This is a genomic window from Sphingomonas faeni, from assembly GCF_024273235.1.
GTDB classification, from domain to species: domain Bacteria; phylum Pseudomonadota; class Alphaproteobacteria; order Sphingomonadales; family Sphingomonadaceae; genus Sphingomonas; species Sphingomonas faeni_A.
The window spans coordinates 104,439-128,474 of record NZ_JANBVH010000001.1 but is presented as its reverse complement, the minus strand read 5'-3'; the positions used below and the strand labels follow the sequence as shown (position 1 = coordinate 128,474).

Sequence of the window (24,036 nt, the reverse complement as noted above, 5' to 3'; positions counted from 1 at the left end):
TTCGCTCTCCAGTCTCTGTTATCAGGTCGTATTAATAACGTCCGGTAACCCCGATCTGGTTCCGATGCCTGCCAGATCGCGTTACTCTTCGAACTCCAGCATGATCGTCGCGAGCGGGGGCAAGGTGACCCAAGCCGCACCGTCCTGCGCGACGACGCCGCCGAGATTGCCGAGGCCACTGCCCCAATATTCATGCGCGTCGCTGTTGATGATCTCGCACCAGCGGCCGTCGAGCGGCAGCGGTATGCGGTAGGGCGCGCGGGCGATCGGCGTCATGTTGGCGATGATCGCGACCGGCTTTGCGCCGGGGGCCTTGCGCAGCCAGGCGAACACCGAGTTGGCGGCGTCGTCGGCGATCAGCCATTCGAACCCTTCCGCCTCGCAGTCGCGCGCGTGGAGCGCGGGCTTCTCGCGGTAGACGGTGTTGAGGTCGCGGACGAGATTGCGGATGCCTTCGTGGCTGCGCGCGTTGCGCAGGTCCCAGTCGAGCGCGCGGTCCTCGGACCACTCGCGACGTTGCGCGAATTCCTGCCCCATGAAGAGCAGCTTCTTGCCCGGATAGCCCCACATGAACGTGTAATAGGCGCGCAAGTTTGCGAATTGCTGCCAGTCGTCGCCGGGCATCTTGGTCAGCAGCGAACCCTTGCCGTGGACGACCTCGTCATGGCTGAGCGGCAGCACGAAATTCTCGCTGAACGCATAGACGAGGCCGAAATTGATCTCGCCGTGATGGTGTTTCCGGTGCAGGGGATCGCGCGCCATGTACTGGAGCGTGTCGTGCATGAAGCCCATGTTCCACTTGAACCCGAAGCCCAGTCCGCCGCTCCTGCCGTCGTCGCCGACCGGTGCCGACACGCCGGGCCATGAGGTCGATTCCTCGGCGATAGTGAAGACGCCGGGATGCTGGCCGTAGATTTCGCGGTTCATGTCGCGGAGGAACGCGACGGCCTCCCAATTCTCGCGGCCGCCTTGCTCGTTGGGAATCCATTCGCCGGCCTTGCGCGAGTAATCGCGGTACAGCATCGACGCGACCGCATCCACGCGGAGGCCGTCGATATGATAGCGCTCGGCCCAGAACAGCGCGTTGTTGACGAGGAACGACGCGACCTCGCGCCGGCCGAAATTGTAGATCGCGGTGTTCCAGTCGGGGTGGAAGCCGAGCCGCGGGTCCTCGTGTTCGTACAGCGCGGTGCCATCGAAATGCGCGAGCCCGAACGCGTCGGTCGGGAAATGCGCGGGCACCCAGTCGAGCAGCACGCCGATCCCCGCCAGATGCGCGCCGTCGACGAACCGCGCGAACCCATCGACGTCGCCGAAGCGGGCTGACGGCGCGTAGAGCCCGGTGGTCTGGTAGCCCCAGCTCGGGTCGTACGGGTGTTCGCTGATCGGCAGGAATTCGATGTGCGTGAAGCCCATCTCGACGACGTAGGGAATCAGTCGGTCGGCGAGCGCGTCCCAGGTCAGGAACCAGCCATCGGCGTCGCGGTCCCACGATCCGGCGTGGACTTCGTAGATGCTGACCGGCACGCGGCGGGGATCGACCGAGGACCAATGCTTGCGGTGATCGGTGTCGGCCCACTCGTGCCCGAGTTTCCGCGTGATCGAGGCGTTGGCAGGGCGGAGTTCGCTCGCGAACGCGAACGGGTCGGCCTTGAGTGGTTGTAGCTTGCCGTCGGGGCCGACGATCTCGAACTTGTACGCGCGGTATTCGGCGATGTCGGGGATGAAGATTTCCCACACGCCGACGTCGCCGCGCTTGCGCATCGCGTGGCGGCGGCCGTCCCAGTCGTTGAAGTCGCCGACCACCGACACGCGCTGCGCATTGGGGGCCCAGAGCGCGAAATGGACGCCGTGCGCGCCCTCATGCTCGATGAGGTGCGCGCCCATCTTGTCGTGGAGGCGGTGATGCGTCCCCTCCGCCATCAGCAGGTCGTCGATCGGGCCGAGGACGGGGCCAAAGCTGTACGGGTCGGTGACCCACCACGAGGTATCGCCCGCCTCGGCATGGTATTTCACCGGTTGCGGGTCACCTTCGATCGGCCCTTCGAACAGGCCGCGGTCGTCGATCCGGGGGAGAGTGCCGAGCGTCGTGCCGTCGAGCGCGTGTGCCTCCGCCTTGTCCGCGCCGGGCAGCCAGACGCGCGCGAACACACCGGTCGGGCCTTTGTGGACGCCGAGCAGCGAGAAAGGGTCGTCGTGACGCCCTTCGAGGAGGGCAACAATGGCGCCTTCGGGTGGCTTCACATCACCGTCCAGATCTCGCGCGCATATTCGCGGATCGTGCGGTCGGACGAGAACCAGCCGACGCGCGCGACGTTGCGGACGGTCGAGGCGACCCACGCATCGCGGTCGTTCCAGCGCGCGTCGACGGCACGCTGGGCGTTGGCATAGCTGTCGAAATCGGCGGCGAGCATGAACCAGTCGCCCTCGTACAGCCCGCCCATCAAGCCGGCGTAGCGCGTCTTGTCGTCGGGCGAAAACACGCCGGACGCGATCGCCGACACCGCCTGGCGCAGTTCGTTCGAGCCGTCGATTACGGCGCGCGGATCGTAGCCGTTGGCGCGCTTCGCCTCGACCTCGTCCGCGGTCATGCCGAAAATGAAGATGTTGTCGTCGCCGACGCGGTCCTTGATCTCGATGTTCGCGCCGTCGAGCGTGCCGATCGTCAGCGCGCCGTTCATCGCGAACTTCATGTTGCCCGTGCCCGACGCTTCGAGTCCGGCAGTCGAGATCTGTTCGCTCAGGTCGGCGGCGGGGATGATCTTCTCCGCCAGCGACACGTTGTAATTGGGCAGGAACGCGACCTTCAGCAGGCCACCGACCGACGGATCCGCGTTGATCCGGCGCGCGACGTCGTTCGCCAGTTTTATGACGAGCTTCGCGTTGTGGTAGCTCGACGCAGCCTTGCCCGCGAACAGTTTCACGCGCGGCGTCCAGTTGCGTTCGGGATGGCTGCGGATCTGGTCGTAGAGCGCGACCGTCTCGATGATGTTGAGCAGCTGGCGCTTATATTCGTGGATGCGCTTGATTTGCACGTCGAACATCGCGTCCGGGTCGACGCGGAGCCCCATGCTCTCCTTGATGTGATTTGCCAGTGCCACCTTGTTCGAACGCTTCACCACCGCAAACCGCTCCCTGAACGCGGAATCCTCGGCAAAAACATCGAGATCGACGAGCTTTTCGGCATCGTCGAGGAAGCCGTCGCCGATCGCGTCGCGGATCAGCGCGGTCAGGCCTGGGTTGCATTGCTGGAGCCAGCGGCGCGGCGTGATGCCATTCGTTTTGTTGTTGATCCGGGTTGGATACAGCCTGTGGAGATCGGCGAAGACCGTCTTCTTCATCAGCTGCGTGTGGAGCGCGGCGACGCCGTTGACGCTGTGCGAGCCGGCAAAGGCGAGATTCGCCATCCGCACGCGCCGCTCGCCGCCCTCGTCGATCAGGCTGATCGCGGCGATCGCGCGGTCGTCGATACCGTCCGTGCTGCGCGCCTCGCGCAACAGTTTGGCGTTGATCGCGTAGACGATCTGCATGTGCCGCGGGAGCAGGCGTTCGAACAGCGGCAGCGGCCAGCTCTCCAGCGCCTCGGGGAGCAATGTGTGGTTGGTGTAGCCGAAGGTGGCGCGGGTGATCTTCCACGCCTCGTCGAAGTCGAACTCGTGGTGGTCGATCAGCAGCCGCATGAGTTCGGCGACCGACACCGCGGGGTGCGTGTCGTTGAGCTGGATCGCGGCCTTGTCGGGCAGCGTGCGGATGTCGCCGAAATACTGGATGTGGCGGCGGACGATGTCCTGGATCGACGCGGACGAGAAGAAATACTCCTGACGCAGGCGGAGTTCCTGGCCGGCGGCGGTGGAGTCGTTGGGGTAGAGGACGCGGGTGAGCGTTTCCGCGCGCAACTGATCCGCCAGCGCGCCGGTGAAATCGCCGGCGTTGAAGCGGTCTAGCTTGATCGGATCGAACGCGCGGGCGGTCCACAGGCGGAGCGTATTGACGTGCTTGCCGCGCCAGCCGACGACGGGGGTGTCGACGGCGGTCGCCTCGACCGCCTCGGACGGGCTCCAGTGGATTTGGCCGCTGTCAGATGCCGTTACTTCACCGCCGAAGCCGACGAAATAGGCGCTCTCGCGGCGTTCGAACTCCCAGGGGTTGCCGTGCGCGAGCCAGTTCTCGGGCATCTCGACCTGCCAGCCATCGTCGATCCGCTGGCGGAACATGCCGTTCACGTAGCGGATGCCATAGCCGTAAGCCGGCAGCGCGAGGCTCGCCATGCTTTCCATGAAGCACGCGGCCAAACGGCCAAGCCCGCCATTGCCGAGCGCCGCGTCGGGTTCGATCTCCTCCAGTTCGGCGAGGTCGACGCCGTGCAAGGCGAGGGCGCGCGTGACCTCGTCGTTGCGCTGGAGGTTGGTCACTGCGTCGCGCAGCAGCCGGCCGATCAGGAATTCGAGGCTGAGATAATAGACGCGCTTGGCGCCGGCCGCGTGCGCCGCCTTGGTCGATGCCATCCAGCGTTCGACGATGTCGTTGCGCACTGTCAGGATCGTCGCCGCCAGCCAGTCGTGCGGCCGCGCGGCTTGCGCATCCTTGCCGATGCGGTGGACGAGCGTGTCGAGGATCGAATCGGCGAGATCTTGGATGGCGGGCAGCTGTACGGCAGGATCTGAGGTCACGCGGCTTCCGAAATCGTTACGGTCGCCGTGATCCTAGCCGTCCATGCGCGGTTGTCACGCGGACTTCCTTCCGCGATCGGAAGAACTCGCCCTGCTAATGCTGTTGAGCTCATGCTGTAGGATTTTGTGCATCACCGCGCTGGGGCGGTGGTGGACAGGGTAGGGTTCGAACCTACGTAGGAGAAACTCCGGCAGATTTACAGTCTGCTGCCTTTAACCACTCGGCCACCTGTCCAGGCCGCTCTTGCGAACGTCGCTCTCTCAAGCGAGGCGGCTCAATGGCGAAGCGCGCCCGGTGTGTCAACGCAGCTTTTGCGAAGTTTCGCGCTTCGGTGTTGCCGCGCAGGCCGAATGCCGACAAGGACGCCCCATACACAGACACGATAGAGAGCGAATATGGCACGCAAGGGACACAGGCCGAGCAAGGCACCGGCAGGCCGCCCCCGCTTCTGGGGTAAGCACGCGGTGGGCGCTGCGCTCGCCAATCCGGAGCGCACGGTGCGCAAAATACTCGGCACGCGCGAGGCGCTGGCCGGGTTCGACCTGCCCGCCGACGTGCCGGTGACCTATGCCGAGGCGATGGATCTGGCGCGATTGGTGCCGGGCGATGCGCCGCACCAGGGCGTGGTGATCGAGGTCGAGCCGCTCGAGGACATGTGGTTGGCCGACCTGCTCGAGCACGGCAAGGACGACAATCGCCCGCTCGTGATCCTCGACGGCGTGACCGATCCGCATAATGTCGGCGCGATTTTGCGCTCGGCGGCGGCGTTCGATGCGCTGGGGATCGTGACGCCGGATCGGAATGCGCCGCCGGAATCGGGGACGATCGCGCGGGCTGCGTCTGGTGCGCTTGAGAGCGTGCCGTGGATCCGGGTCGTGAACCTCGCGCGCGCTTTGGAAGAGATTGCGGCGGCGGGGTTCTGGCGGATCGGGCTGACCGGCCACGCGACGCAAACGCTGGGCGAGGCCATGGGCACGCAGCGCGTCGCGATCGTGCTCGGCGCCGAGGGCGAGGGCATGCGCCAGAATACCGAGCAGCATTGCGACGAACTGGCGAAACTGCCGATCTCGGACAAGGTCGAGAGCCTCAACGTCTCGAACGCCGCGGCGATCGCGCTGTACGCGATCACGACGCGGTAAAATTCGCTCCCTCGCCCCTGCGGGGAGAGGGAAGGGGCCCGCCGCGCTTGCGGTGGGAAGGGAGAGGGGCGTGAGGCTCGGGACCTGGATCCCAACGCCCCTCTCCCTTCCGTCGCCTACGGCTCCTCCCTCCCTCTCCCCGGAGGGGCGAGGGACAGGGGAATCAGTCCTCCGCTGCGATCCGGACCTTCAGGCCGTCCAAGCCCTCGGTCAGCTCGATCTGGCACGACAGGCGCGAGAACTCATCCCGATCGTTCGTCGAATCGAGCAGATCATCCTCGTCCGGCCCCATCGGCTTCAGTTTGCCCGCAAACTCCGGATCGACATGGACGTGGCACGTGGCGCACGAGCAACAGCCGCCGCACAGCGCCAAAATCTCGTCGATCCCGGCGTCGCGGATGACTTCCATCACCGAAAGGCCGGATTCGCCCATGATCTCGCGTTCTTCCCCTTCGCGCGTCACGACGATAAGCTTGGGCATGCTGTCCTCCGAAAAACTTTCGCCGATCCATGGCGTTACCGCCGCGCGCGATCAAGCGTCTTGGCGCCCGGCATGGGCCTGAGCGCAGACCAACTCGAAACCGCGATGGCGGCCCTGTGCGCGATCGAGCCCGCGTTCGCGGTCGCGATCGGCAATGCGGGCCACCCCGCGCCGCGCATTAGCGAGCGCGGCTTCGCGACGCTGCTGCGCACGATCGTCGGGCAGCAGGTGAGCGTGGCGTCGGCCGCGGCGGTGTGGACCAAGCTCGACGCGGTCGTCGGCGGCGCGGGTGATCCGACGAAGATCGCCGCGGCCAGCGACGAGACGCTGCGCAGCGCCGGCCTCTCGCGCCAGAAGCTCGGCTACGCGCGCAGCCTCGCCGATGAGGTGACGAGCGGCCGGCTTGACCTGGCCAACCTGCCCGAAGACGACGAAGAGGCGATAGCGGCGCTGGTTCGCGTGAAGGGGATCGGCCGCTGGTCGGCGGAAATCTACCTGCTGTTCGCGGAAGGGCGGACGGACATCTGGCCGGCGGGCGATCTCGCCATCCAGATCGAGATCGGGCGTATCCTCGGCCACGAAACCCGCCCGAGCGAGAAACTGACGCGCGAAGTGGCGGAGGCCTGGCGCCCACACCGCGGCGCCGCGGCGATCTTCGCGTGGCATCATTACCAGGCGGACATGAAGGTGATCTGACCTCCTTCTCCGTTTCTGTTCCCCGCCCACCCGTCATCCCAGCGAAAGCTGGGATCTCCCCGTTCGGGTCGTGACACCCGCCAACCAGGATACCCCAGCTTTCGCTGGGGTGACGGGGATTAGGCGGGGTGACGGATGGGGCGGGATGACGGAACAGGAGAGGGCGGCTTTGGCGGTTAGTAAGGACACGGGCGCTTGTCCCCTCCCCCCCGTTCCGGCAAAGCAGCCTCCGATGTCAGCCCCCAATCTCCCCGCGTCCGACTTCGCCAACTCGCTCGCCGAGAGCCACCGCACCGTGGTCATCCCCGAAGGCGCATCCTTCTGGCGGCGCCTGTTCGCGTTCGTCGGGCCGGGCTACCTCGTCGCGGTCGGGTATATGGATCCCGGCAACTGGGCGACCGACATCGCCGGCGGATCCGCCTTCGGCTACACGCTGTTATCCGTCGTATTGCTGTCGAACCTCATGGCGATGGTCCTCCAGGCCCTGTCCGCCCGCCTCGGCATCGTCGCCGGCCTCGACCTCGCCCAGGCCTGCCGCGCGCACTATTCGAAGCCGGTCTCGCTTGTGCTCTGGTTCCTCTGCGAGATCGCGATCATCGCCTGCGATCTCGCCGAAGTGCTCGGCACCGCAATCGCGCTGAAGCTCCTGTTCGGCCTGCCGCTCGTCTACGGCGTCGTCCTCACCGCGCTCGACGTGTTCCTGATCCTCGCGCTGCAACGCTTCGGGTTCCGCAAGCTGGAGGCGTTCGTCGTCGCGCTGCTGGTGATCATCGCCGGCTGCTTCATCTTCGAGCTGTTCCTCGCGCAGCCCGAATGGGCGGGCGTGCTCGGCGGCCTGGCGCCGACCACCGAGATCGTGACCAACCCGGCGATGCTCTACATCGCGATCGGCATCCTCGGCGCGACCGTGATGCCGCACAACCTCTACCTCCACTCGTCGATCGTCCAGACCCGCGCGTTCGCCAAGGACGCGGCTGGCAAGCGCGACGCGATCACGATGGCGACGATCGACGGCACCGTCGCGCTCGGCCTGGCCTTCTTCATCAACGCCTCGATCCTGATCCTCGCTGCCGCGACCTTCCACGTCGCAGGCCGCACCGACGTCGCCGAGATCGACCAGGCCTATGAATTGCTGGCGCCGATGCTCGGCATGGGCGCGGCAAGCGTGCTGTTCGCGGTCGCGCTGCTCGCGTCGGGCCAGAACTCGACGGTGACCGGCACGCTTGCGGGCCAGATCGTGATGGAGGGCTTCCTCAACCTGCGCATGCCGGTCTGGGCGCGGCGGCTGGTGACGCGGTTGCTGGCGATCGTCCCCGCCGTGATCGTCGTCGGGGCGACCGGCGATTCGGGCGCGACGAAGCTGTTGGTGCTGAGCCAGGTCGTGCTCAGCCTCCAACTCCCGTTCGCGGTCGTACCGCTCGTCAAGTTCACCGGCGACCGCACGATCATGGGCGATCTGGTCAGCCCGGTCTGGCTGAAGACGCTCGCCTGGGTGATCGCCGCAGTGATCATCGGCCTGAACGGCACGCTGCTCTACGGCATGCTCTGAACACGCAAACGGCGGATACGAAAACGGCGGCCGATCGCTCGGCCGCCGCTTCGTCATTCGCGCAAGCTTCGGTCGAAGCTCAGCGGCACTTCACGTTGCCGCGGTCGACCGACCGGCCGAGCAACGCGCCGCCACCGGCACCCGCCAGCGTGCCGAGCGTGCCGCCACCGATCAGGTTGGCTAGCACGCCGCCGCCGAGCGCACCGATCACCAGACCGGTCGTGCCGTCGTTGCGCTTGCAGTATGCGCGGCCATCCTTGCCACGATAGATGCGATCGTTGCGGCCCAGGCGGCGCTCGCGATAGTTACCGTTCTGATAGCTGCGCGACGGATCCCAGTTACGGTCGTTGTCGCCGCGCCAGTTACGATCGACGCGTCGGTTGTCGTCTCGGCGGTCGTCCCGGCGGTCGTCACGGCGCTGGGCGGTGGCTTCGACGGGAATCATGGCGGGGGCGACGACGGCGACCGACATCAAGGCGGCGATGAAATGCTTCTTCATGGGTAAGTGCTCCTGATCTATGCCAGCTAAACCCCCGCCTTCTCCTAAAAGTTCAAACCGCCTTTGCGTCCGCCATCGAACAGTCGTGGCCGGCACCGGTCTCGACCTGTAGGGTCGCGTGGCCGATCCCGAACTTCTCGTGCAGCATCGTCCTGGCATCGCTCAGGAAATCGTCGCCGGGGTGGCCGCCGGGCATCACCAGATGTGCGGTCAGCACAGGCTCGGTGGTGCTCATCGGCCAGATGTGGAGATCGTGGATTTCGCGCACGCCGGGCAGGCCGCACAATGCCTCGTCGACATGGTCGAACTCGATCCCGCGGGGGACCGCCGACAGTGCCATCTCGACGGTTTCGCGGAGCAGGCCCCAGGTCTGCCAGAAGATCAGACACGCGATCACGATGCTGACCGCCGGGTCTATCCAGGTCAGCCCGGTCCGCCAGATCACCAGCCCGGCGATTACCACGCCCGCGGAAACGAGCGCGTCGGCGGCCATGTGGAGATACGCGCCGCGGATGTTGACGTCGCCCTTGCGGCCGCGCGCGAACATCCATGCGGTGAGTGCGTTGACGGCGATGCCGATGCCCGCGACCATCGACACGGTGAGGCCGGGGGTCGGCGCGGGATCGGAGAAGCGCTGGGACGCTTCCAGCACGATCGCGCCGAGTGCGACCAGCAGCAGCAGCGCATTGGCCAGCGCTGCGAGGATCGTCGAGCCCTTCAGCCCGTAGGTGTAGCGCTTGGTCGGCGCGGTGCGCGCGAGCATCGTGCCGCCCCAGGCGACGACGAGGCCGAGCACGTCGCACAGATTGTGACCGGCGTCGGCGAGCAGCGCGACCGAGTCGATCCGCAGGCCGACGATCGCCTCGACCGCGACGAACACGATGTTTAGGCCGATACCGATCGCGAACGCGCGGTCGAACGAGGCCGGCGCGTGGCTGTGGCCCCCGTGGCCATGACCCGCGTGCGAGTGGGCTCCGGAATGGCCATGGCCATGTGAATGCCCGTGATGATGTCCGCCCAAAGCCCGCGCTCCGCTAATCCGGCCGCCGCCTAGCATCGCCGCATAATGAGATACTAGGACGCGGGAGAGCATTCTGGCGCAACGGACTCCCCTCCCTGGAAGGGAGGGGCAGGGGGTGGGTAGGCCTGCTCGTGCCACCACGTCAGGGATATGCGGAACCCGACCCACCCCCAACCCCTCCCTTGCAGGGAGGGGAGCAACCACCCTGCCACCAACCCATCCCGTCACCCCGGCGGAGGCCGGGGCCCACCGTCCCGCGTACCCAATTCTCTCGACCATGCGGAACAGTGGATGCCGGAACGATGCTCTCCTGAGCGAAGCCGAAGGGCCCGGCATGACGAAGGGCTAGCCCTCGTTCGCCAGCGCCTTCAACCGGTACAGCGCGTCCAGCGCCTCCCGCGGGCTCATCGCGTCGACATCGAGCTTGGCCAGATCCTCGCGCAATACGTCGCACGCCACCTCCTCGACCTGCGCCGCCGCCGCGAACAACGGCAGGTCGTCCAGCCCCGCCGCGAGCCCGCCCGTCTTCGCCCGCCCGGCCTCGAGCTTCGCCAGCACCGCCTTCGCCCGCGCCACCGTCGCCGGCGACATCCCGGCGAGCCGCGCGACCGCCAGCCCGTAACTCCGATCCGCCGGCCCATCCGCGAGCTCGTGGAGCAGCACCAGCTCCCCCTTCCACTCGCGCGCACGCACATGATGCAGCGACAGCGCCTCGCAGCGCTCCGCCAGCCGCGTCAGTTCGTGGTAATGCGTCGCGAACAGGCAGCGGCAGCGATTGTCCTCATGGATCGCCTCGACCACCGCCCACGCGATCGCCAGCCCGTCATACGTCGAAGTCCCGCGCCCGACCTCGTCGAGGATCACGAACGATCGCGGCGTCGCCTGTGCGAGGATCGCCGCGGTCTCGACCATCTCGACCATGAAGGTGGAGCGGCCGCGCGCGAGGTTGTCCGACGCGCCGACGCGACTGAACAGGCGATCGACCAGACCCAGGGTGGCCTTGGTCGCGGGCACGTACGACCCCGCCTGCGCGAGGACTGCGATCAGCGCGTTCTGGCGCAGGAAGGTCGACTTACCGCCCATGTTCGGCCCGGTGACGAGCCACAGCCGCGACGACTCCGACAGGTTGCAGTCGTTCGCCACGAACCGGTCGCCGGACTTCGCCACCGCCGCCTCGACCACCGGATGCCGCCCGCCCTCGATCTCGAAGCACGCGTGATCCACAAGCGAAGGCCGCGCCCACGCGCCTTCCGCCGCCCGCTCGGCCAGCCCAGCCGCAACGTCGAGCCGAGCCAACGCATCCGCGGTTGCCGCAATCGCCTCGCGCCCCGCCAGGGCCTGGGCGGTCAACTCCTCCAGATGCGCCGCTTCCGCCGCCAACGCATGCGCGCCCGACTGCGACACCTTCGCCGCGACCTCGTGCAGCGCAGGCGTATTGAATCGCACCACGCCCGCGAGAGTCTGGCGATGCGTGAACCCACTGTCCGCCTTCATCAACGGATCAGCCGCCCGCGCCGGGACCTCCACATGATACCCAAGCACGCCATTATGCCGGATCTTCAACGCCGTAACGCCGGTGGAAGTCCGAAACTCCGCCTCCAGCGCCGCGATCGCCCGCCGCCCGCCAGCGCCCGCATCGCGCAGATCGTCGAGCGCCGCATCATAGCCCGCCGCGATATACCCGCCGTCCGACGCCTCGATCGGCGGCGACGGCACCAGCGCGCGCTTGAGCAGGTCGATCAGCGCGCCATGTCCGCGCAACCTTGGCGCTATATCTCGCAGCAAAACCGGCGGATCGACGATCGCGTCCATCCGCTCGCCAAGGCTCCACGCCCCGTCCAGCCCATCGCGCAACTGCCCCAGATCGCGTGGCCCGCCACGCCCCGCCGCGAGCCGCCCGAGCGCCCGCCCGATGTCCGGCAACGCGCGCAACGTCGACCGCAACCGCTCCCGCGCCCCCTGATCGTCATGGAACAACCGCACCAGATCGAGCCGCGCATCGATCGCGGCCTTGTCCATCAACGGCGCACCGAGATCCGCCCCCAGCAACCGCGCGCCGGCCCCCGTCACGGTCCGGTCGACCGCATCGAGCAGGCTCCCCTTCCGCACGCCACCGGTCGTGCACGTCAGTTCCAGGCTCTCCCGCGTCGCCGCATCGATCGCCATCGTCTCCGCCGCCCGACCGATCCGCGGCGGGCGGAGGAAGGGCATCGCGCCCTTCGCATTATGCTCCAGATACGCGACCAGCCCGCCCGCCGCGGCCAGCCCCGCGCGCCCGAACTGCCCGAACCCGTCGAGCGTCGCCACGCCGTACACCCGTTTCAGCCGCGCCTCGCCAGCCCCACTGTCGAAGTCGATCTTCGGCCGCAGGGTGGTCGCGAATTGCTCGAACGCGCTGGCCTCCGACGCCACGACCTCGGCCCCGCCAAGCCGCGCGAGTTCGGCCTCAACCGCGTCCCCCGCAACCTCGACGATCTCGAACCGCCCGGTCGACACGTCCGCCGCGGCGATCGCCACCGACCCGCCAGCCTCGCCGATCGCCACGCACCAATTGTCCGCGCGTGCGTCGAGCAACGCCTCCTCGGTCAACGTCCCAGCCGTCACCACCCGCACGATCGCCCGCGCCACCAGCGCCTTCGACCCGCCGCGCGCCTTCGCCTCTGCCGGGCTCTCGACCTGCTCGGCGATCGCCACGCGGTGCCCCGCCTTGATCAGCCGCTGCAGATACACCGTCGCCGCATGCACCGGCACGCCGCACATCGGGATCGGCTTGCCCTCATGCTCGCCGCGCGCGGTCAGCGCGATGTCGAGCACCCCCGCCGCGACCCGTGCATCGTCCATGAACAGCTCGAAGAAATCGCCCATCCGGTAGAACAACAGGCAATCCTGCGCCTCCGCCTTCAGGCCGAGATACTGCGTCATCATTGGGGTAGGGGCGGGATGCGACATGATGGGCGGGTAGCGAAAAGCCCGGCGTCATAAAACCCCTCTCCCCCAGGGGGAGAGGGAGGGGCCCGCGCGAAGCGTGGGAGGGTGAGGGGGAGTGAGGCTCGGGTGCTCGCCCCAACCGCCCCTCATCCGTCGCTGCGCGCCACCTTCTCCCCGAGGGGGAGAAGGAATTTGAGGGCACCACCCCGCACCGGCATCACCACCCCGGCGGAGGCCGGGGTGGTGATGGTACGCGGCGGCCCAGGCTAGGGCGAAGTGTCCGGGGTGACGAACGGCGGCCACCTGCCTAGAAGGTCCTCCAAACCCAACGACCGTGCGAGGCCCCCGCCCATGTCCGACGAAACGCTCCAATTCTCCGAACGCGAAGCCTTGCTCTTCCATTCGGAAGGCCGTCCGGGGAAGATCGAGATCATCGCGTCGAAGCCGATGGCGACGCAGCGCGATCTCGCGCTCGCCTATTCGCCCGGCGTCGCGGTGCCGGTGCAGGCGATCTACGACGATCCCGCCACCGTCTACGACTATACCGCCAAGGGTAACCTCGTCGCGGTCATCTCGAACGGCACCGCGATCCTCGGCATGGGTAATCTGGGCCCGCTCGCCAGCAAGCCGGTGATGGAAGGCAAGGCAGTCCTCTTCAAGCGCTTCGCCGACGTCGACGCGATCGATATCGAGCTGAAGACCGAGGACGTGAACCGCTTCATCGACGCGGTCGAGCTGATGGAGCCGACCTTCGGCGGCATCAACCTCGAGGACATCAAGGCGCCCGAATGCTTCATCATCGAGCAGGCCCTGCGCGAGCGGATGAACATCCCGGTTTTCCATGACGACCAGCACGGCACCGCGATCATCACCGCCGCGGGGCTGATCAACGCGTGCCTGCTGACGGGCCGCAAGCTGTCCGAGGTGAAGATCGTCGTCAACGGCGCCGGCGCCGCGGCGATCGCCTGCACCGAGCTCGTCAAGGCGATGGGCGTGCGCGGCGACAACGTCATCCTCTGCGATCGCAAGGGCGTGATCTACCAGGGCCGCGACGGCGTCGACCAGTGGAAGTCCGCGCACGCCGCGATCACCGAGACGCGCACGCTGACCGAGGCGCTGGTCGGCGCCGACGTGTTCCTGGGGCTCTCCGCGGCGGGCTCGCTGACGCCGGAGATGGTCAAGGACATGGCCCCCGCGCCGATCATCTTCGCGATGGCCAACCCCGAGCCCGAAATCCGCCCCGAACTGGCGATGGCCGCGCGCCCCGACGCGATCGTCGCGACCGGCCGCTCGGACTATCCGAACCAGGTCAACAACGTGCTGGGCTTCCCGTTCATCTTCCGCGGTGCGCTCGACGTCCGCGCGACCGGCATCAACGACGCGATGAAGATCGCCGCCGCCAACGCGATCGCCGAACTCGCCCGCGAACGCGTGCCCGAGGAAGTCGCCGCGGCCTACGGAGTCAGCCACAGCTTCGGCCCGACCTACATCATCCCCGCGCCCTTCGATCCGCGCCTGATGGAAGTCGTCCCCGTCGCGGTCGCCAAGGCGGCGATGGCCTCGGGCGTCGCGACCAAGCCGATTCTCGACATCGAAGCGTATCGCCATTCGCTGCGTGCCCGCCTCAACCCAACCACCTCGGTGCTGTCTATGGCGTACGAAGGCGCCCGCGCGCACCCGAAGCGCGTGATCTTCGCGGAAGGCGAGGAAGAGGTCGTCCTCCGCGCCGCCATCGCCTTCAAGGAGGGCGGCTACGGCACGCCGGTGCTGGTCGGCCGCGACGACGTGCCCGACCGGTTGCGCGCGCTCGGCGTCACCGATCCCGAAAGCTTCGAATTGCACAACAGCCGCGTCTCGCCGCTGGTGCCGCGGATGGTCGACTTCCTGTATTCGCGGCTCCAGCGTCGCGGATACCTGCGCCGCGATTGCGAGCGGATGGTCAACCAGGACCGCAACATCTTCGGCGCTCTGCTGCTCCAGCTCGGCGAAGGCGACGCGATGATCACCGGCATCACGCGCACCTACGGCGAGACGATGCGCCAGATCCGGCGCGTGATCGATCCCGTCGCGGGCAAGACCCCGTTCGGCATCCACCTGCTGGTCGGCCAGAGCCACACGGTGTTCATCGCCGACACGACGGTCAACGAGCGGCCCACCGCCGAGCAACTCGCGGACTTCGCCGAACAGACCGCAGCGGTCGCGCGGCGGATGGGCCACGAGCCTCGCGTGGCGTTCCTCAGCTATTCGAATTTCGGCAACCCGAAGGGCGAATGGCTCGACAACATCCGCGATGCGGTGACGGTGCTGGATGGCCGGCAGGTAGGTTTCGAGTACGAGGGCGAGATGGCGCCTGACGTGGCGCTCAACCCGAAGCAGCTGGCCAACTACCCCTTTGCGCGGCTGTCCGGGCCGGCGAACGTGCTGATCATGCCGGGGCTCCAGTCGGCGCATATCTCGGCCAAGCTGCTCCGCGAACTAGGCGGGGATTCGGTAATCGGCCCAATGCTCATCGGCATGGAAAAGCCCGTCCAGGTGGCCCCGATGACGAGCACGGCCAGCGAACTGGTTACGCTGGCCGTCCTCGCAGCAGGCGGCATAGCGAGGTAAATTTCCCTCGCCCCTCCGGGGAGAGGGAAGGGGCCCGCGGCGCTTGCCGTGGGAAGGGAGAGGGGAGTTGGGACGTGGGCGGCTAGTCCCAACCGCCCCTCTCCCTTCCGCAGCCAAGAGGCCGCTCCCTCCCTCTCCCCGGAGGGGCGAGGGAATCAGTTCAGGCGTCGATGCTCGTCCCCAGCGACGCATGCACCAGCCCGCCATCCACGGTAATCGTCTCCCCGATCACATAATCCCCAGCCCGGCTCGCCAGATAAATTGCCGCCCCAGCCATATCCTCGTCCACCCCGACCCGCTTCGCCGGAATCCCCTGCGCCACAGCGTCCCCATGATCCCGCGCCGCCTTGTTCATGTCGCTCGCGAACGCCCCCGGCGCGATCGAGGTCACGTTGATCGAATCCGTCACCAGCCGCGCCGCCATCCGCTTCGTCAGATAGATCAGCGCCGATTTCGACGCATGATAGCTATACGTCTCCCACGGGTTCAGCCGCTGCCCGTCGATCGACGTGATGTTGATCACCTTCGCCGGCTTTGCGCGCGATCCCGACGCCTTCAGCGCCGCATGCAGCGCCTGCGTCAGGAAGAACGGCGACTTCACGTTCAGGTCCATGACCTTGTCCCAGCCGATCTCCGAGAACTCCTCGAACGGCACGCCCCACGCCGCCCCCGCATTGTTCACGAGGATATCGAGCTGGGTCTCATGCTCGGCGAACTGCGCGGCCAGCGCCTTGCACCCCGCCACCGTCGAGACGTCCTGCGGCAACGCGATGCAGTTCGGCCCCAGTTCCGCCGCCGCCGCCTCGCACACATCGGCCTTGCGCGACGAGATATACACCTTGGCCCCCTGCGCGATGAAGCCGGTGGCGATCATCTTGCCGATCCCGCGGCTGCCGCCGGTGATCAGCGCGACGCGCCCGTCGAGCCGGAACAGGTTGGTCGTATCCATCACGCATCCTCCGAATGTTTGCCCGCTTGGTATCGCCGAGTGCCGTCCGCCGCAAACCCGTTTTTCGAACGCGGCATCATTGACGAGTGCACAAGCCATACTATGCTCGCAAAAAAGAGCAGGAGAGTGCGTGTGAGGTTTTCAGGCAAGCGTGCCGTCGTGACCGGCGGCGCGTCCGGCATCGGCCGGGCGACCGCGCTCCGACTCGCCGACGAAGGCGCCACCGTCCTGATCGGCGACATCGACGAGGCCGGTGGCCACGCGCTCGCCGACGCATCCGGCGGCCGCATCCTGTTCCAGCGCACCGACGTCCTCCAGGCCGGCGATATCGAGGCGCTGATGCAGACCGCCGACGACGCAGGCGGGCTCGACATCCTGTTCAACAATGCCGGCGCCGGCGGCTCGCGCGATCCGATCGGCGAGATTTCCCCGGAGGATTGGGACCGAACCCAGGCACTCCTCCTTCGCTCGGTCGCGCTCGGCATCCGCTACGCAGCACCCCTCATGGCGAAACGTGGCGGCGGCGCGATCGTCAATACCTCGTCGGTGTCCGCGCTCGGCACCGGCTACGCGCCGACCGCTTACTCCACCGCCAAGGCCGGCGTGCTCCACCTCACCAAACAGGCCGCCGCGGATCTCGCGCAGCACAGGATCCGCGTGAACGCGGTCGTCCCCGGCTTCATCGTCACCAACATCTTCACGCGGGCGCTCGAGCTGGACGAGGACAAGACCAGCAAGGCCGACGCGATGATCACGCACATCGCCGCCGATGCGCAGCCGATCCGCCGCCCCGGTACTGGCGACGACATCGCCGCCGCGGTCGCGTTCCTCGCCAGCGACGACGCGAGCTTCATCACCGGCACGCACATCCTCGTCGACGGCGGCATGACGATCGGCACGCGGCCAAGCTGGGACCCGGCGCAACCCTCGCTGTTCGCACTTCTCGACAAACTGAAATGACCGCTCCGGGTCGCCGCCTCTCGAACGGCACGATGGCGAGCTACGGCTTCGGCGCGGTCGCCTACGGGGTGAAGGACGCCGGGTTCGGCACGTTCCTGCTGTTGTTCTACAACCAGGTCGTCGGGTTGCCCTCCGCCACCGTCGGCCTCGTCATCATGATGGCGCTGCTGATCGACGCGTTCGTCGATCCCGCGGTCGGCTTCTTCTCCGATCGCACGCGGACGAAGTGGGGCAGGCGGCATCCCTGGATGTATGCGTCCGCACTGCCGATCATGGTCGGCTGGCTGCTGCTGTGGAACCCGCCCTCGGTCATGTCGCAGCCGCAGACGCTGGTCTGGCTGTTCGCGATGGCGGTGCTCGTGCGCACCGCGGTGAGTTGCTACGAGGTCCCCTCGGTCGCGCTGACCCCCGAACTCACCTCCGGCTATGACGAGCGCACGCGGATCATGGCGTATCGTTATCTGTTCGGCTGGGTCGGCGGGCTGCTGATGCTGCTGTCCGCGTATAAATATTTCCTCGCGCCCACCGCCGCGTTCCCCAACGGCTTGCTCAACCGCGCCGGTTACAGCGGCTTCGCGCTCGCGGGCGCGCTGCTCATCGGCGTCGCGATCCTCGTGTCGGCGCTCGGCACGCACCACGAGATCAAGCATCTCCCCAACGCCCCGATCGCCCGCCAGACTCTGCGCGATTCCTTCGCCGAACTGCGCGAAACGGTGAAGAACCGCGCCTTTGCGATCCTGATGGCGGCGGGCGTCTGCGCCTACACGATCCAGGGCATCAGCTACGCGATGTCGAATTACCTCTATATCTACGTATGGGGCTTCAAGGGCCCGACCTTCGTGTATCTGACCATCGCATTGTTTTCGGGTGTCTTTCTCGCGTTCCTCGCGGCACCCCGGCTCGGAAAATCCGCCAGCAAGCCCAAGGCTGCGATGACCGCGGTCTTATGCGGTGCGGCGCTCAACACCACGCCCTATTGGCTGCGCATGCTCGGCGTGTTTCCGGAGGTCGGCGAGTCCACGCTGCTGCCGATGCTGTTCGGGTTCTTCATCCTCGGCACCGCGTCGAACGTCACCGGGTTCATCCTCGGCGCGTCGATGATGGCGGACGTGGTCGAGGATTCGGAGGCGAAGACGGGCCGGCGCTCCGAAGGCGTGTTCTTCGCCGGCTCGTTCTTCGTCCAGAAATGCACGAGCGGGATCGGGATATTCTTCGCCGGCATGATCCTCGCGGTGGCGGGCTTCCCTGCCAAGGCGACGCCGGGCACGGTTCCTGTCGCCACGATCGACCGCCTCACGCTGATCTACGCGGGCCTCTACATCGCACTTGCCTGCGTGTCGGCGTTCTTCTTCTCGCGCTTTCCGTTCGGGCGGGTGGAGCATGAGGCGAGGTTGGCGAGACTGGCCGGCGCGCCCAGCATCGACGCCGCCCCACGCGAACCCTAATCTTCCCCCCTCCCTTCCAGGGAGGGGAGCAAAACAGGGGGCTGTCACCCTTCCAGCAAGCGGACCCGCACGGTAGGACCTAAGCTTGGCCTTCCCCCCTCTAGGAACGGCACCATCGGAGTTCCCATGCGCATCCCCGCACTAGCCACCGCCCTGACGCTCGTCCTCGCCAGCCCCGCCGTCGCCCAGACGATCGCCCCGATCCTCACCACCCCCGACGCCCGCGACCCGCACAGCTACGCCCGCCCGACCGAAGCCCGCGTCACGCACGTCGCGCTGGATCTAGCCGCCGACTTCGACACCCACGTCATCCGCGGCATCGCCACCCTCGACATCCTCGCGGCCCCCGGTGCCAAGCAAGTCGTACTCGACGACAACGGCCTGAAGATCGTCAACATCAACTACATGGCCGGCAAACCGCTCCCCTACTCGGTCGGCGCGGTCGACAAGATCCACGGCGCGCCGCTCACCGTCACGCTCAACGGCGCCAAGAAAATCCGCATCGCCTACGCCTCTTCCCCCGACGCGAACGCGCTGCAATGGCTCACCCCCGCGCAGACCGCGGGCAAGAAGCAGCCCTTCCTGTTCAGCCAGGGCGAGGCGATCCTCAATCGCAGCTGGATCCCGACGCAGGACTCCCCCGGCATCCGCCATACCTGGGAAGCGAAGATCGCCGTTCCCAAGCAACTCACCGCGGTGATGAGCGGGGACCGTGCCGCCGATGCTGCGGGTAAAACCTGCACCGCCGATCGCTGCACGTTCGAATACAAGATGGACAAGCCCGTCGCGCCCTATCTGATCGCGCTCGCGGTCGGCGACATCGCGTTCAAGTCGACCGGCCCGCGCACCGGCATATGGGCCGAACCCGCGACCCTGCCCAAGGCCGCCTATGAATTCGGCGAGCTCGAGAAGTTCGTCGCCGCCGCCGAGGGGCTGTACGGCCCATATCGCTGGGGCCGCTACGACGTGCTGGTCCTGCCGCCGTCGTTCCCGTTCGGCGGCATGGAGAACCCGACGCTCACCTTCGCCACGCCGACCGCGATCGCCGGCGACCGCAGCCTCGTCTCGCTGATCGCGCATGAACTCGCACACAGCTGGTCCGGCAACCTCGTGACGAACGCCACCTGGGACGATTTCTGGCTCAACGAAGGCTTCACCAGCTATTTCGAGAACCGGATCATGGAGGCGCTACACGGCAAGCGCCGCGCCGACATGGAGGCCGACCTCGCCTGGACCGACATGCTCGCCGCGGTGAAGGAGGCCGGCGGCCCCTCCGCGAAGGACACGCAACTCCACCTTGAACTCGACGCATCGCGCGACCCCGACGACGGGATGACGCAGATCGCCTACGACAAGGGCGCGGCCTTCCTCCGCACGATCGAGAAGCAGGTCGGCCGCGCGCGGTGGGACGCGTATCTCCGCAGCTATTTCGACCGCCACGCCTTCCAGCCGCAGACCAGCGCCGGCTTCCTCGCCGACCTCAAGTCGAAGCTGCTGACCCCCGCCGAAGCCAAGACGATCGGCGTCGACACCTGGGTCTACCAACCCGGTATCCCGGCGAACGCGGTGCATGTGACGTCCGCCGCGTTCCCCGCGGTCGATGCGGCGGCCAAGGCATACGCAGCAGGCGGTCCGGTGTCCGCCGTTCCGGGCAAGGCGACCACGCAGGAGATCACGCGCTTCATCACGCAATTGCCGCGCAAACTCCCGGCCGAGCGGTTGAAGACACTCGACGCCACGTTCGGCTGGAACACGACGGGCAATTCGGAGATCCGCTTCGCCTGGCTGCAACTTGCGCTCGCCAACCACTATGCGCCCGCCGACGCCTCGGCCGAGCAGTTCCTGACCTCGCAGGGGAGGCGCAAGTTCGTCGCGCCGCTGTTCCAGCAGATGATGGACTCGGGCGACTGGGGCCACAAGCTGGCGATGGACATCTACGGCAAGGCGCGGCCGGGCTATCATGCGGTCACGCAGGTCACCGTGGACCGCATAACCGGCTGGAAACTGATGAACTGAGCCTGGCGGGGCCATGTTTTGGGCGTTGGTCGGCGCGGTAACACGCTTCGTCGGATATGGTTCCGCCACGTATTTCAATTAATTCGAACCTCCCGTAGCCAGACTGTGACGAACGGGTTTTGGCCGGGGGGTCTCGATGAATTTCAAGGCGTTAGCAGCGCGTTTTGCGCTGGTGGTATCGTGCGGCCTGATGACGGCCACACCGGCAGCAGCCCAGTTTTGGCAGTGTGTCACGTTCGCCCGCTCGGTTTCGGGGATCGAAATCCGCGGCAACGCAAACACTTGGTGGGATCAGGCCGCTGGCCGCTACGAGCGTGGCCATGCTCCGAAGGCAGGCGCGGTTCTCGCTTTCTCGCCGACCTCGCGGATGCGCGTCGGCCATGTCGCGATGGTGTCTAAGGTCGTCAGCGATCGTGAAGTCCTCCTCACCCACGCCAACTGGTCGCGTCGCGGCGCGATCGAGACCAACGTCCGCGCGATCGACGTCTCGGACGCCGGCGACTGGAGCAAGGTCAAGGTCTGGTACGGTCCGCAGGGCGACCTCGGCACCTCGGTCTACCCGACCAAGGGCTTCATCTATTCGGGCCACGCGCCCGCCGGCGACACGATCGATGCGCCTGCACAGCCCACGTACCAGATGGCCAGCGCCACCCGCACCATCACCGCAACGCAGCGCGCCAACGCCGCGCAGCTTGCCACGATCCAGCACGGCCCGACCGACCCCCGCGGCATCTTCACGCTGGTGAACGAGGCGAACTGAGGTTTGTTTTTGCGGTTGGGTGCGAGGCTCGCTGCGGCACTCCCGGCCGGCTCTGACATCAGCAGTCGAGTGTTTCGCTACTGATCGCCTCCAATTAGTTCAGCACTCCAACCGTCCCCCAAAAGGCACCACCCCGGCGAAGGCCGGGGCCCAATTGGTGAGGTCGCAGTAACGAGTCGCAGCCCTCAATGAGCAACGTTTCCCAATTGGACCCCGGCCTTCGCCGGGGGGGAACAGTGTGTCGGGTAGCTTATCTCGCTTGTTCTCCCGCGAAGGCGGGAGCCCAGTCTGGATCCCCGCCTTCGCGGGGAAACAAGCTTTACGTGCTCAGGAACGATACGCACCGAACAAGCTCACGGCGCTCCCCCTCAAGCCGCCTTGAACGTCAGCGCATCGCCATTCATGCAGTACCGCTTGCCCGTAGGCTTGGGCCCATCGTCGAACACGTGCCCGAGATGCCCCCCGCACCGCCGGCAATGCACCTCGGTCCGCGCCATCCCAAGCGTCGAATCCACCCGCGTCCGCACCGCGTTAGGCAGCGGTTGCCAGAAGCTCGGCCACCCGGTCCCGCTTTCGAACTTGGTCTTCGACGAGAAGTTCGGCAACGCGCACCCGCCGCACGAGAAGATCCCCGCACGATGCTCGCCATTCAGCGGGCTCGAATAGGGGCGCTCGGTACCTTCCTTGCGCAGCGTATTATACGCATCCGGCGAGAGCTTCTTGCGCCACTGCGCGTCGGTCAGCGTAACCTCGAACCGCTCCGCCGCCTGCGCAGGCTGCGACGAGCACCCCCACAAGGCAAAGCCGGCGGCGCCCGCCCCGGCAAGCGTGAGAAAAGCGCGGCGGTCCTGGGTCATATCGGTCTCCATGGTTCGGGATATAGGTACGCGCGAACCGACCGATAAGGTGACGCCAAGCCTCAGTATTTGCTGATTTCCACCGGCAGCGTGCGATACCCGTGGACGAAGCACGCCGCGACCCGCGTAGGCTCGGCCAGCACGTTGATCCGCATGCGGCGGGCGGCCATCTCCTCCAGCAGGATCGCGATCTGCATTTCCGCCAGCCGCGCACCGACGCACCGGTGGATGCCGTGCCCGAACGCCAGATGCCGCCGCGCGTTCGGCCGATCCACCACGATCGCGTCCGCATCGTCCCCGAACACGCTCTCGTCGCGGTTCGCCGAGATATACCAGAGCGCCAGCTTGTCGCCCGCCTTGATCTGCTGTCCCATCAGTTCCGCGTCGGCCGTTGCGGTCCGCCGCATGTGCGCGAGCGGCGTCTGCCAGCGGAGGATCTCGCTCACCGCATTGGGGATCAGCCCCGGATCCGCCTCCAGCTTCGCGCGCGCCTCCGGAAACTTGTCCAGCCCATACGCCAGCGCCGACATCGAATTGCGCGTCGTGTCGTTGCCGCCGACGATCAGCAGGATGAGGTTCCCGATGAATTCGTTGTGATCCATGTGGCTCATCGCGTCCGAATGGATCATCATCGAGATCAGGTCGGGCGTCGGATCCTTGCCGAGCTTCGCATCCCACAGGTTTTTGAAATACGATCCGCATTCGAACATGTGGACGAGGCGCTGCTGGCGCAGTTCCTCGGTCTTCACCAGCTCGATATCCCCCGCCCAGTCCGACCAGAACGTAAGTTTCCGCCGGTCCGCCCAGGGAAAATCGAACAGGATAGCCAGCATCTGCGTGGTCAGTTCGATCGCCACCGTATCCACCCAGTCGAACGGCGTGTTCCACGGCAGGCTGTCGAGCATGTCCGCTGTCCGCCGCCGGATATCGCCCGACATCCGCGTCATCTCGCTCGGCGTGAAGGCCGGCGCGACGGTCCGCCGCTGGCCGGTATGCACGGGCCGGTCGCGCGCGATGAACATCGGCATGCGGACGTCACGCTCGGCGACGAAATCCGCGATCGTGATCCCGCCCGCCTCGGAGGAATAGAGATCGGGGAGCGACTCGACCTCGACGATGCCCTTGTAGGTGGAGACGGACCAGTACGGCCCATAGTCGGAATGCTCGACATAATGGACCGGCGACTCGGCCCGCAGCTTGGCGAACGGCGCCTGCCACACATCGTCGCGGTACAGCTCGGCGCGGCTCACATCGAGCGGATCGACCGCATGCTGCGCCACGTCTCTCACCAGAGTCGCCATCGTCTCTCTCCCGTGTTTTGCCACAGGAAAGGCCTAGCTGACACTTATGTCAACAGGCTCCTCCGGATTGTGCCTAAGCGATCCTCCCCCGCCAGGGGGAGGTGGCTGGCACTTGCCAGACGGAGGGGGAGGACACGGAACAGGTGTGGCGCCTGCC

At 66.8% G+C, this 24,036-nt stretch carries 17 protein-coding genes and 1 tRNA gene; 8 read left to right on the top strand and 10 right to left on the bottom strand.

Annotation, left to right across the window (positions count from 1 at the left end):
• Window positions 1–81 precede the first annotated feature (81 nt).
• The 3 genes from glgB to NLI89_RS00580 form a co-directional block, all read right to left on the bottom strand.
• Complete coding sequence (glgB, locus tag NLI89_RS00590; protein ID WP_254685208.1) at window positions 82–2,244, bottom strand: 1,4-alpha-glucan branching protein GlgB; 2,163 nt, start codon at window positions 2,242–2,244, stop codon at window positions 82–84.
• Window positions 2,241–4,670, bottom strand: coding sequence for a glycogen/starch/alpha-glucan phosphorylase (locus NLI89_RS00585; protein WP_254685207.1), 2,430 nt, complete (start codon window positions 4,668–4,670; stop codon window positions 2,241–2,243). Before NLI89_RS00585 ends, glgB begins: the two co-directional genes overlap by 4 nt.
• Before the next feature lie 148 nt (window positions 4,671–4,818).
• Window positions 4,819–4,905 (bottom strand) — tRNA-Tyr (locus NLI89_RS00580).
• 161 nt (window positions 4,906–5,066) lie between these two features.
• Between NLI89_RS00580 and rlmB the strand changes: the two genes are divergently transcribed.
• Window positions 5,067–5,810, top strand: coding sequence for a 23S rRNA (guanosine(2251)-2'-O)-methyltransferase RlmB (gene rlmB / locus NLI89_RS00575; protein ID WP_254685206.1), 744 nt, complete (start codon window positions 5,067–5,069; stop codon window positions 5,808–5,810).
• Between the two features lie 163 nt (window positions 5,811–5,973).
• On the opposite strand, the gene NLI89_RS00570 is transcribed toward rlmB, so the two are convergent.
• Window positions 5,974–6,291, bottom strand: a complete 318-nt coding sequence (locus NLI89_RS00570) for a 2Fe-2S iron-sulfur cluster-binding protein (protein WP_254685205.1) — start codon at window positions 6,289–6,291, stop codon at window positions 5,974–5,976.
• Window positions 6,292–6,363: 72 nt separating this feature from the next.
• Between NLI89_RS00570 and NLI89_RS00565 the strand changes: the two genes are divergently transcribed.
• Both NLI89_RS00565 and NLI89_RS00560 read left to right on the top strand, forming a co-directional pair.
• A complete protein-coding gene (locus tag NLI89_RS00565; protein ID WP_254685204.1) occupies window positions 6,364–6,987 on the top strand; it encodes a DNA-3-methyladenine glycosylase family protein in 624 nt (207 codons plus the stop codon).
• A gap of 232 nt (window positions 6,988–7,219) precedes the next feature.
• A complete protein-coding gene (locus tag NLI89_RS00560) occupies window positions 7,220–8,536 on the top strand; it encodes an Nramp family divalent metal transporter (protein WP_254685203.1) in 1,317 nt (438 codons plus the stop codon).
• Window positions 8,537–8,615: 79 nt separating this feature from the next.
• On the opposite strand, the gene NLI89_RS00555 is transcribed toward NLI89_RS00560, so the two are convergent.
• The 3 genes from NLI89_RS00555 to mutS all read right to left on the bottom strand — a co-directional run bounded on the left by NLI89_RS00555 (window position 8,616) and on the right by mutS (window position 12,981).
• A complete protein-coding gene (locus NLI89_RS00555) occupies window positions 8,616–9,035 on the bottom strand; it encodes a glycine zipper 2TM domain-containing protein (protein ID WP_254685202.1) in 420 nt (139 codons plus the stop codon).
• Window positions 9,036–9,087: 52 nt separating this feature from the next.
• Window positions 9,088–10,056 (bottom strand): cation diffusion facilitator family transporter, encoded by a 969-nt coding sequence (locus tag NLI89_RS00550; RefSeq protein WP_439144453.1) that lies wholly within the window; start codon window positions 10,054–10,056, stop codon window positions 9,088–9,090.
• A gap of 345 nt (window positions 10,057–10,401) precedes the next feature.
• Window positions 10,402–12,981, bottom strand: coding sequence for a DNA mismatch repair protein MutS (gene mutS, locus NLI89_RS00545; protein WP_254685281.1), 2,580 nt, complete (start codon window positions 12,979–12,981; stop codon window positions 10,402–10,404).
• A 354-nt stretch (window positions 12,982–13,335) separates the two neighbouring features.
• On the opposite strand from mutS, the gene NLI89_RS00540 reads away from it, so the two are divergent.
• Entirely contained in the window at window positions 13,336–15,591 is a 2,256-nt protein-coding gene (locus NLI89_RS00540; protein ID WP_254685200.1) for an NADP-dependent malic enzyme, read from the top strand.
• A gap of 160 nt (window positions 15,592–15,751) precedes the next feature.
• Here NLI89_RS00540 and NLI89_RS00535 read toward each other — a convergent pair whose 3' ends face one another.
• Window positions 15,752–16,540, bottom strand: coding sequence for an SDR family oxidoreductase (locus NLI89_RS00535; protein WP_254685199.1), 789 nt, complete (start codon window positions 16,538–16,540; stop codon window positions 15,752–15,754).
• A gap of 132 nt (window positions 16,541–16,672) precedes the next feature.
• On the opposite strand from NLI89_RS00535, the gene NLI89_RS00530 reads away from it, so the two are divergent.
• From NLI89_RS00530 to NLI89_RS00515, 4 genes are all read left to right on the top strand, one after another.
• Window positions 16,673–17,500: an SDR family NAD(P)-dependent oxidoreductase gene (locus NLI89_RS00530; RefSeq protein ID WP_254685198.1), complete on the top strand. Its 828-nt coding sequence runs from the start codon at window positions 16,673–16,675 to the stop codon at window positions 17,498–17,500.
• A complete protein-coding gene (locus tag NLI89_RS00525; protein WP_254685197.1) occupies window positions 17,497–18,945 on the top strand; it encodes an MFS transporter in 1,449 nt (482 codons plus the stop codon). Before NLI89_RS00530 ends, NLI89_RS00525 begins: the two co-directional genes overlap by 4 nt.
• Before the next feature lie 126 nt (window positions 18,946–19,071).
• Entirely contained in the window at window positions 19,072–20,961 is a 1,890-nt protein-coding gene (locus NLI89_RS00520; protein WP_254685196.1) for a M1 family metallopeptidase, read from the top strand.
• 136 nt (window positions 20,962–21,097) lie between these two features.
• The gene (locus NLI89_RS00515) at window positions 21,098–21,721 is read left to right on the top strand and encodes a CHAP domain-containing protein (RefSeq protein ID WP_254685195.1); all 624 of its coding nucleotides are present in this window, start codon (window positions 21,098–21,100) and stop codon (window positions 21,719–21,721) included.
• A gap of 368 nt (window positions 21,722–22,089) precedes the next feature.
• On the opposite strand, the gene msrB is transcribed toward NLI89_RS00515, so the two are convergent.
• A complete protein-coding gene (gene msrB / locus NLI89_RS00510; RefSeq protein ID WP_235983014.1) occupies window positions 22,090–22,578 on the bottom strand; it encodes a peptide-methionine (R)-S-oxide reductase MsrB in 489 nt (162 codons plus the stop codon).
• A gap of 62 nt (window positions 22,579–22,640) precedes the next feature.
• Window positions 22,641–23,879 carry a cytochrome P450 gene (locus tag NLI89_RS00505; RefSeq protein WP_254685194.1) on the bottom strand — a complete coding sequence of 413 codons (1,239 nt, stop codon included), beginning with the start codon at window positions 23,877–23,879 and terminating at the stop codon, window positions 22,641–22,643.
• Between the last annotated feature and the right edge of the window lie 157 nt (window positions 23,880–24,036).

What these genes read in the sequence shown, in the direction of transcription:
- rlmB (WP_254685206.1), top strand. Translation starts at nt 5,067, where the DNA reads ATGGCACGCAAGGGACACAGGCCGAGCAAGGCACCGGCAGGCCGCCCC.
- NLI89_RS00505 (WP_254685194.1), bottom strand. Translation starts at nt 23,879, where the DNA reads ATGGCGACTCTGGTGAGAGACGTGGCGCAGCATGCGGTCGATCCGCTC.
- NLI89_RS00555 (WP_254685202.1), bottom strand. Translation starts at nt 9,035, where the DNA reads ATGAAGAAGCATTTCATCGCCGCCTTGATGTCGGTCGCCGTCGTCGCC.
- NLI89_RS00535 (WP_254685199.1), bottom strand. Translation starts at nt 16,540, where the DNA reads ATGGATACGACCAACCTGTTCCGGCTCGACGGGCGCGTCGCGCTGATC.
- NLI89_RS00570 (WP_254685205.1), bottom strand. Translation starts at nt 6,291, where the DNA reads ATGCCCAAGCTTATCGTCGTGACGCGCGAAGGGGAAGAACGCGAGATC.
- mutS (WP_254685281.1), bottom strand. Translation starts at nt 12,981, where the DNA reads ATGATGACGCAGTATCTCGGCCTGAAGGCGGAGGCGCAGGATTGCCTG.
- NLI89_RS00540 (WP_254685200.1), top strand. Translation starts at nt 13,336, where the DNA reads ATGTCCGACGAAACGCTCCAATTCTCCGAACGCGAAGCCTTGCTCTTC.
- NLI89_RS00525 (WP_254685197.1), top strand. Translation starts at nt 17,497, where the DNA reads ATGACCGCTCCGGGTCGCCGCCTCTCGAACGGCACGATGGCGAGCTAC.
- NLI89_RS00565 (WP_254685204.1), top strand. Translation starts at nt 6,364, where the DNA reads ATGGGCCTGAGCGCAGACCAACTCGAAACCGCGATGGCGGCCCTGTGC.
- NLI89_RS00520 (WP_254685196.1), top strand. Translation starts at nt 19,072, where the DNA reads ATGCGCATCCCCGCACTAGCCACCGCCCTGACGCTCGTCCTCGCCAGC.
- NLI89_RS00560 (WP_254685203.1), top strand. Translation starts at nt 7,220, where the DNA reads ATGTCAGCCCCCAATCTCCCCGCGTCCGACTTCGCCAACTCGCTCGCC.
- msrB (WP_235983014.1), bottom strand. Translation starts at nt 22,578, where the DNA reads ATGACCCAGGACCGCCGCGCTTTTCTCACGCTTGCCGGGGCGGGCGCC.
- NLI89_RS00515 (WP_254685195.1), top strand. Translation starts at nt 21,098, where the DNA reads ATGAATTTCAAGGCGTTAGCAGCGCGTTTTGCGCTGGTGGTATCGTGC.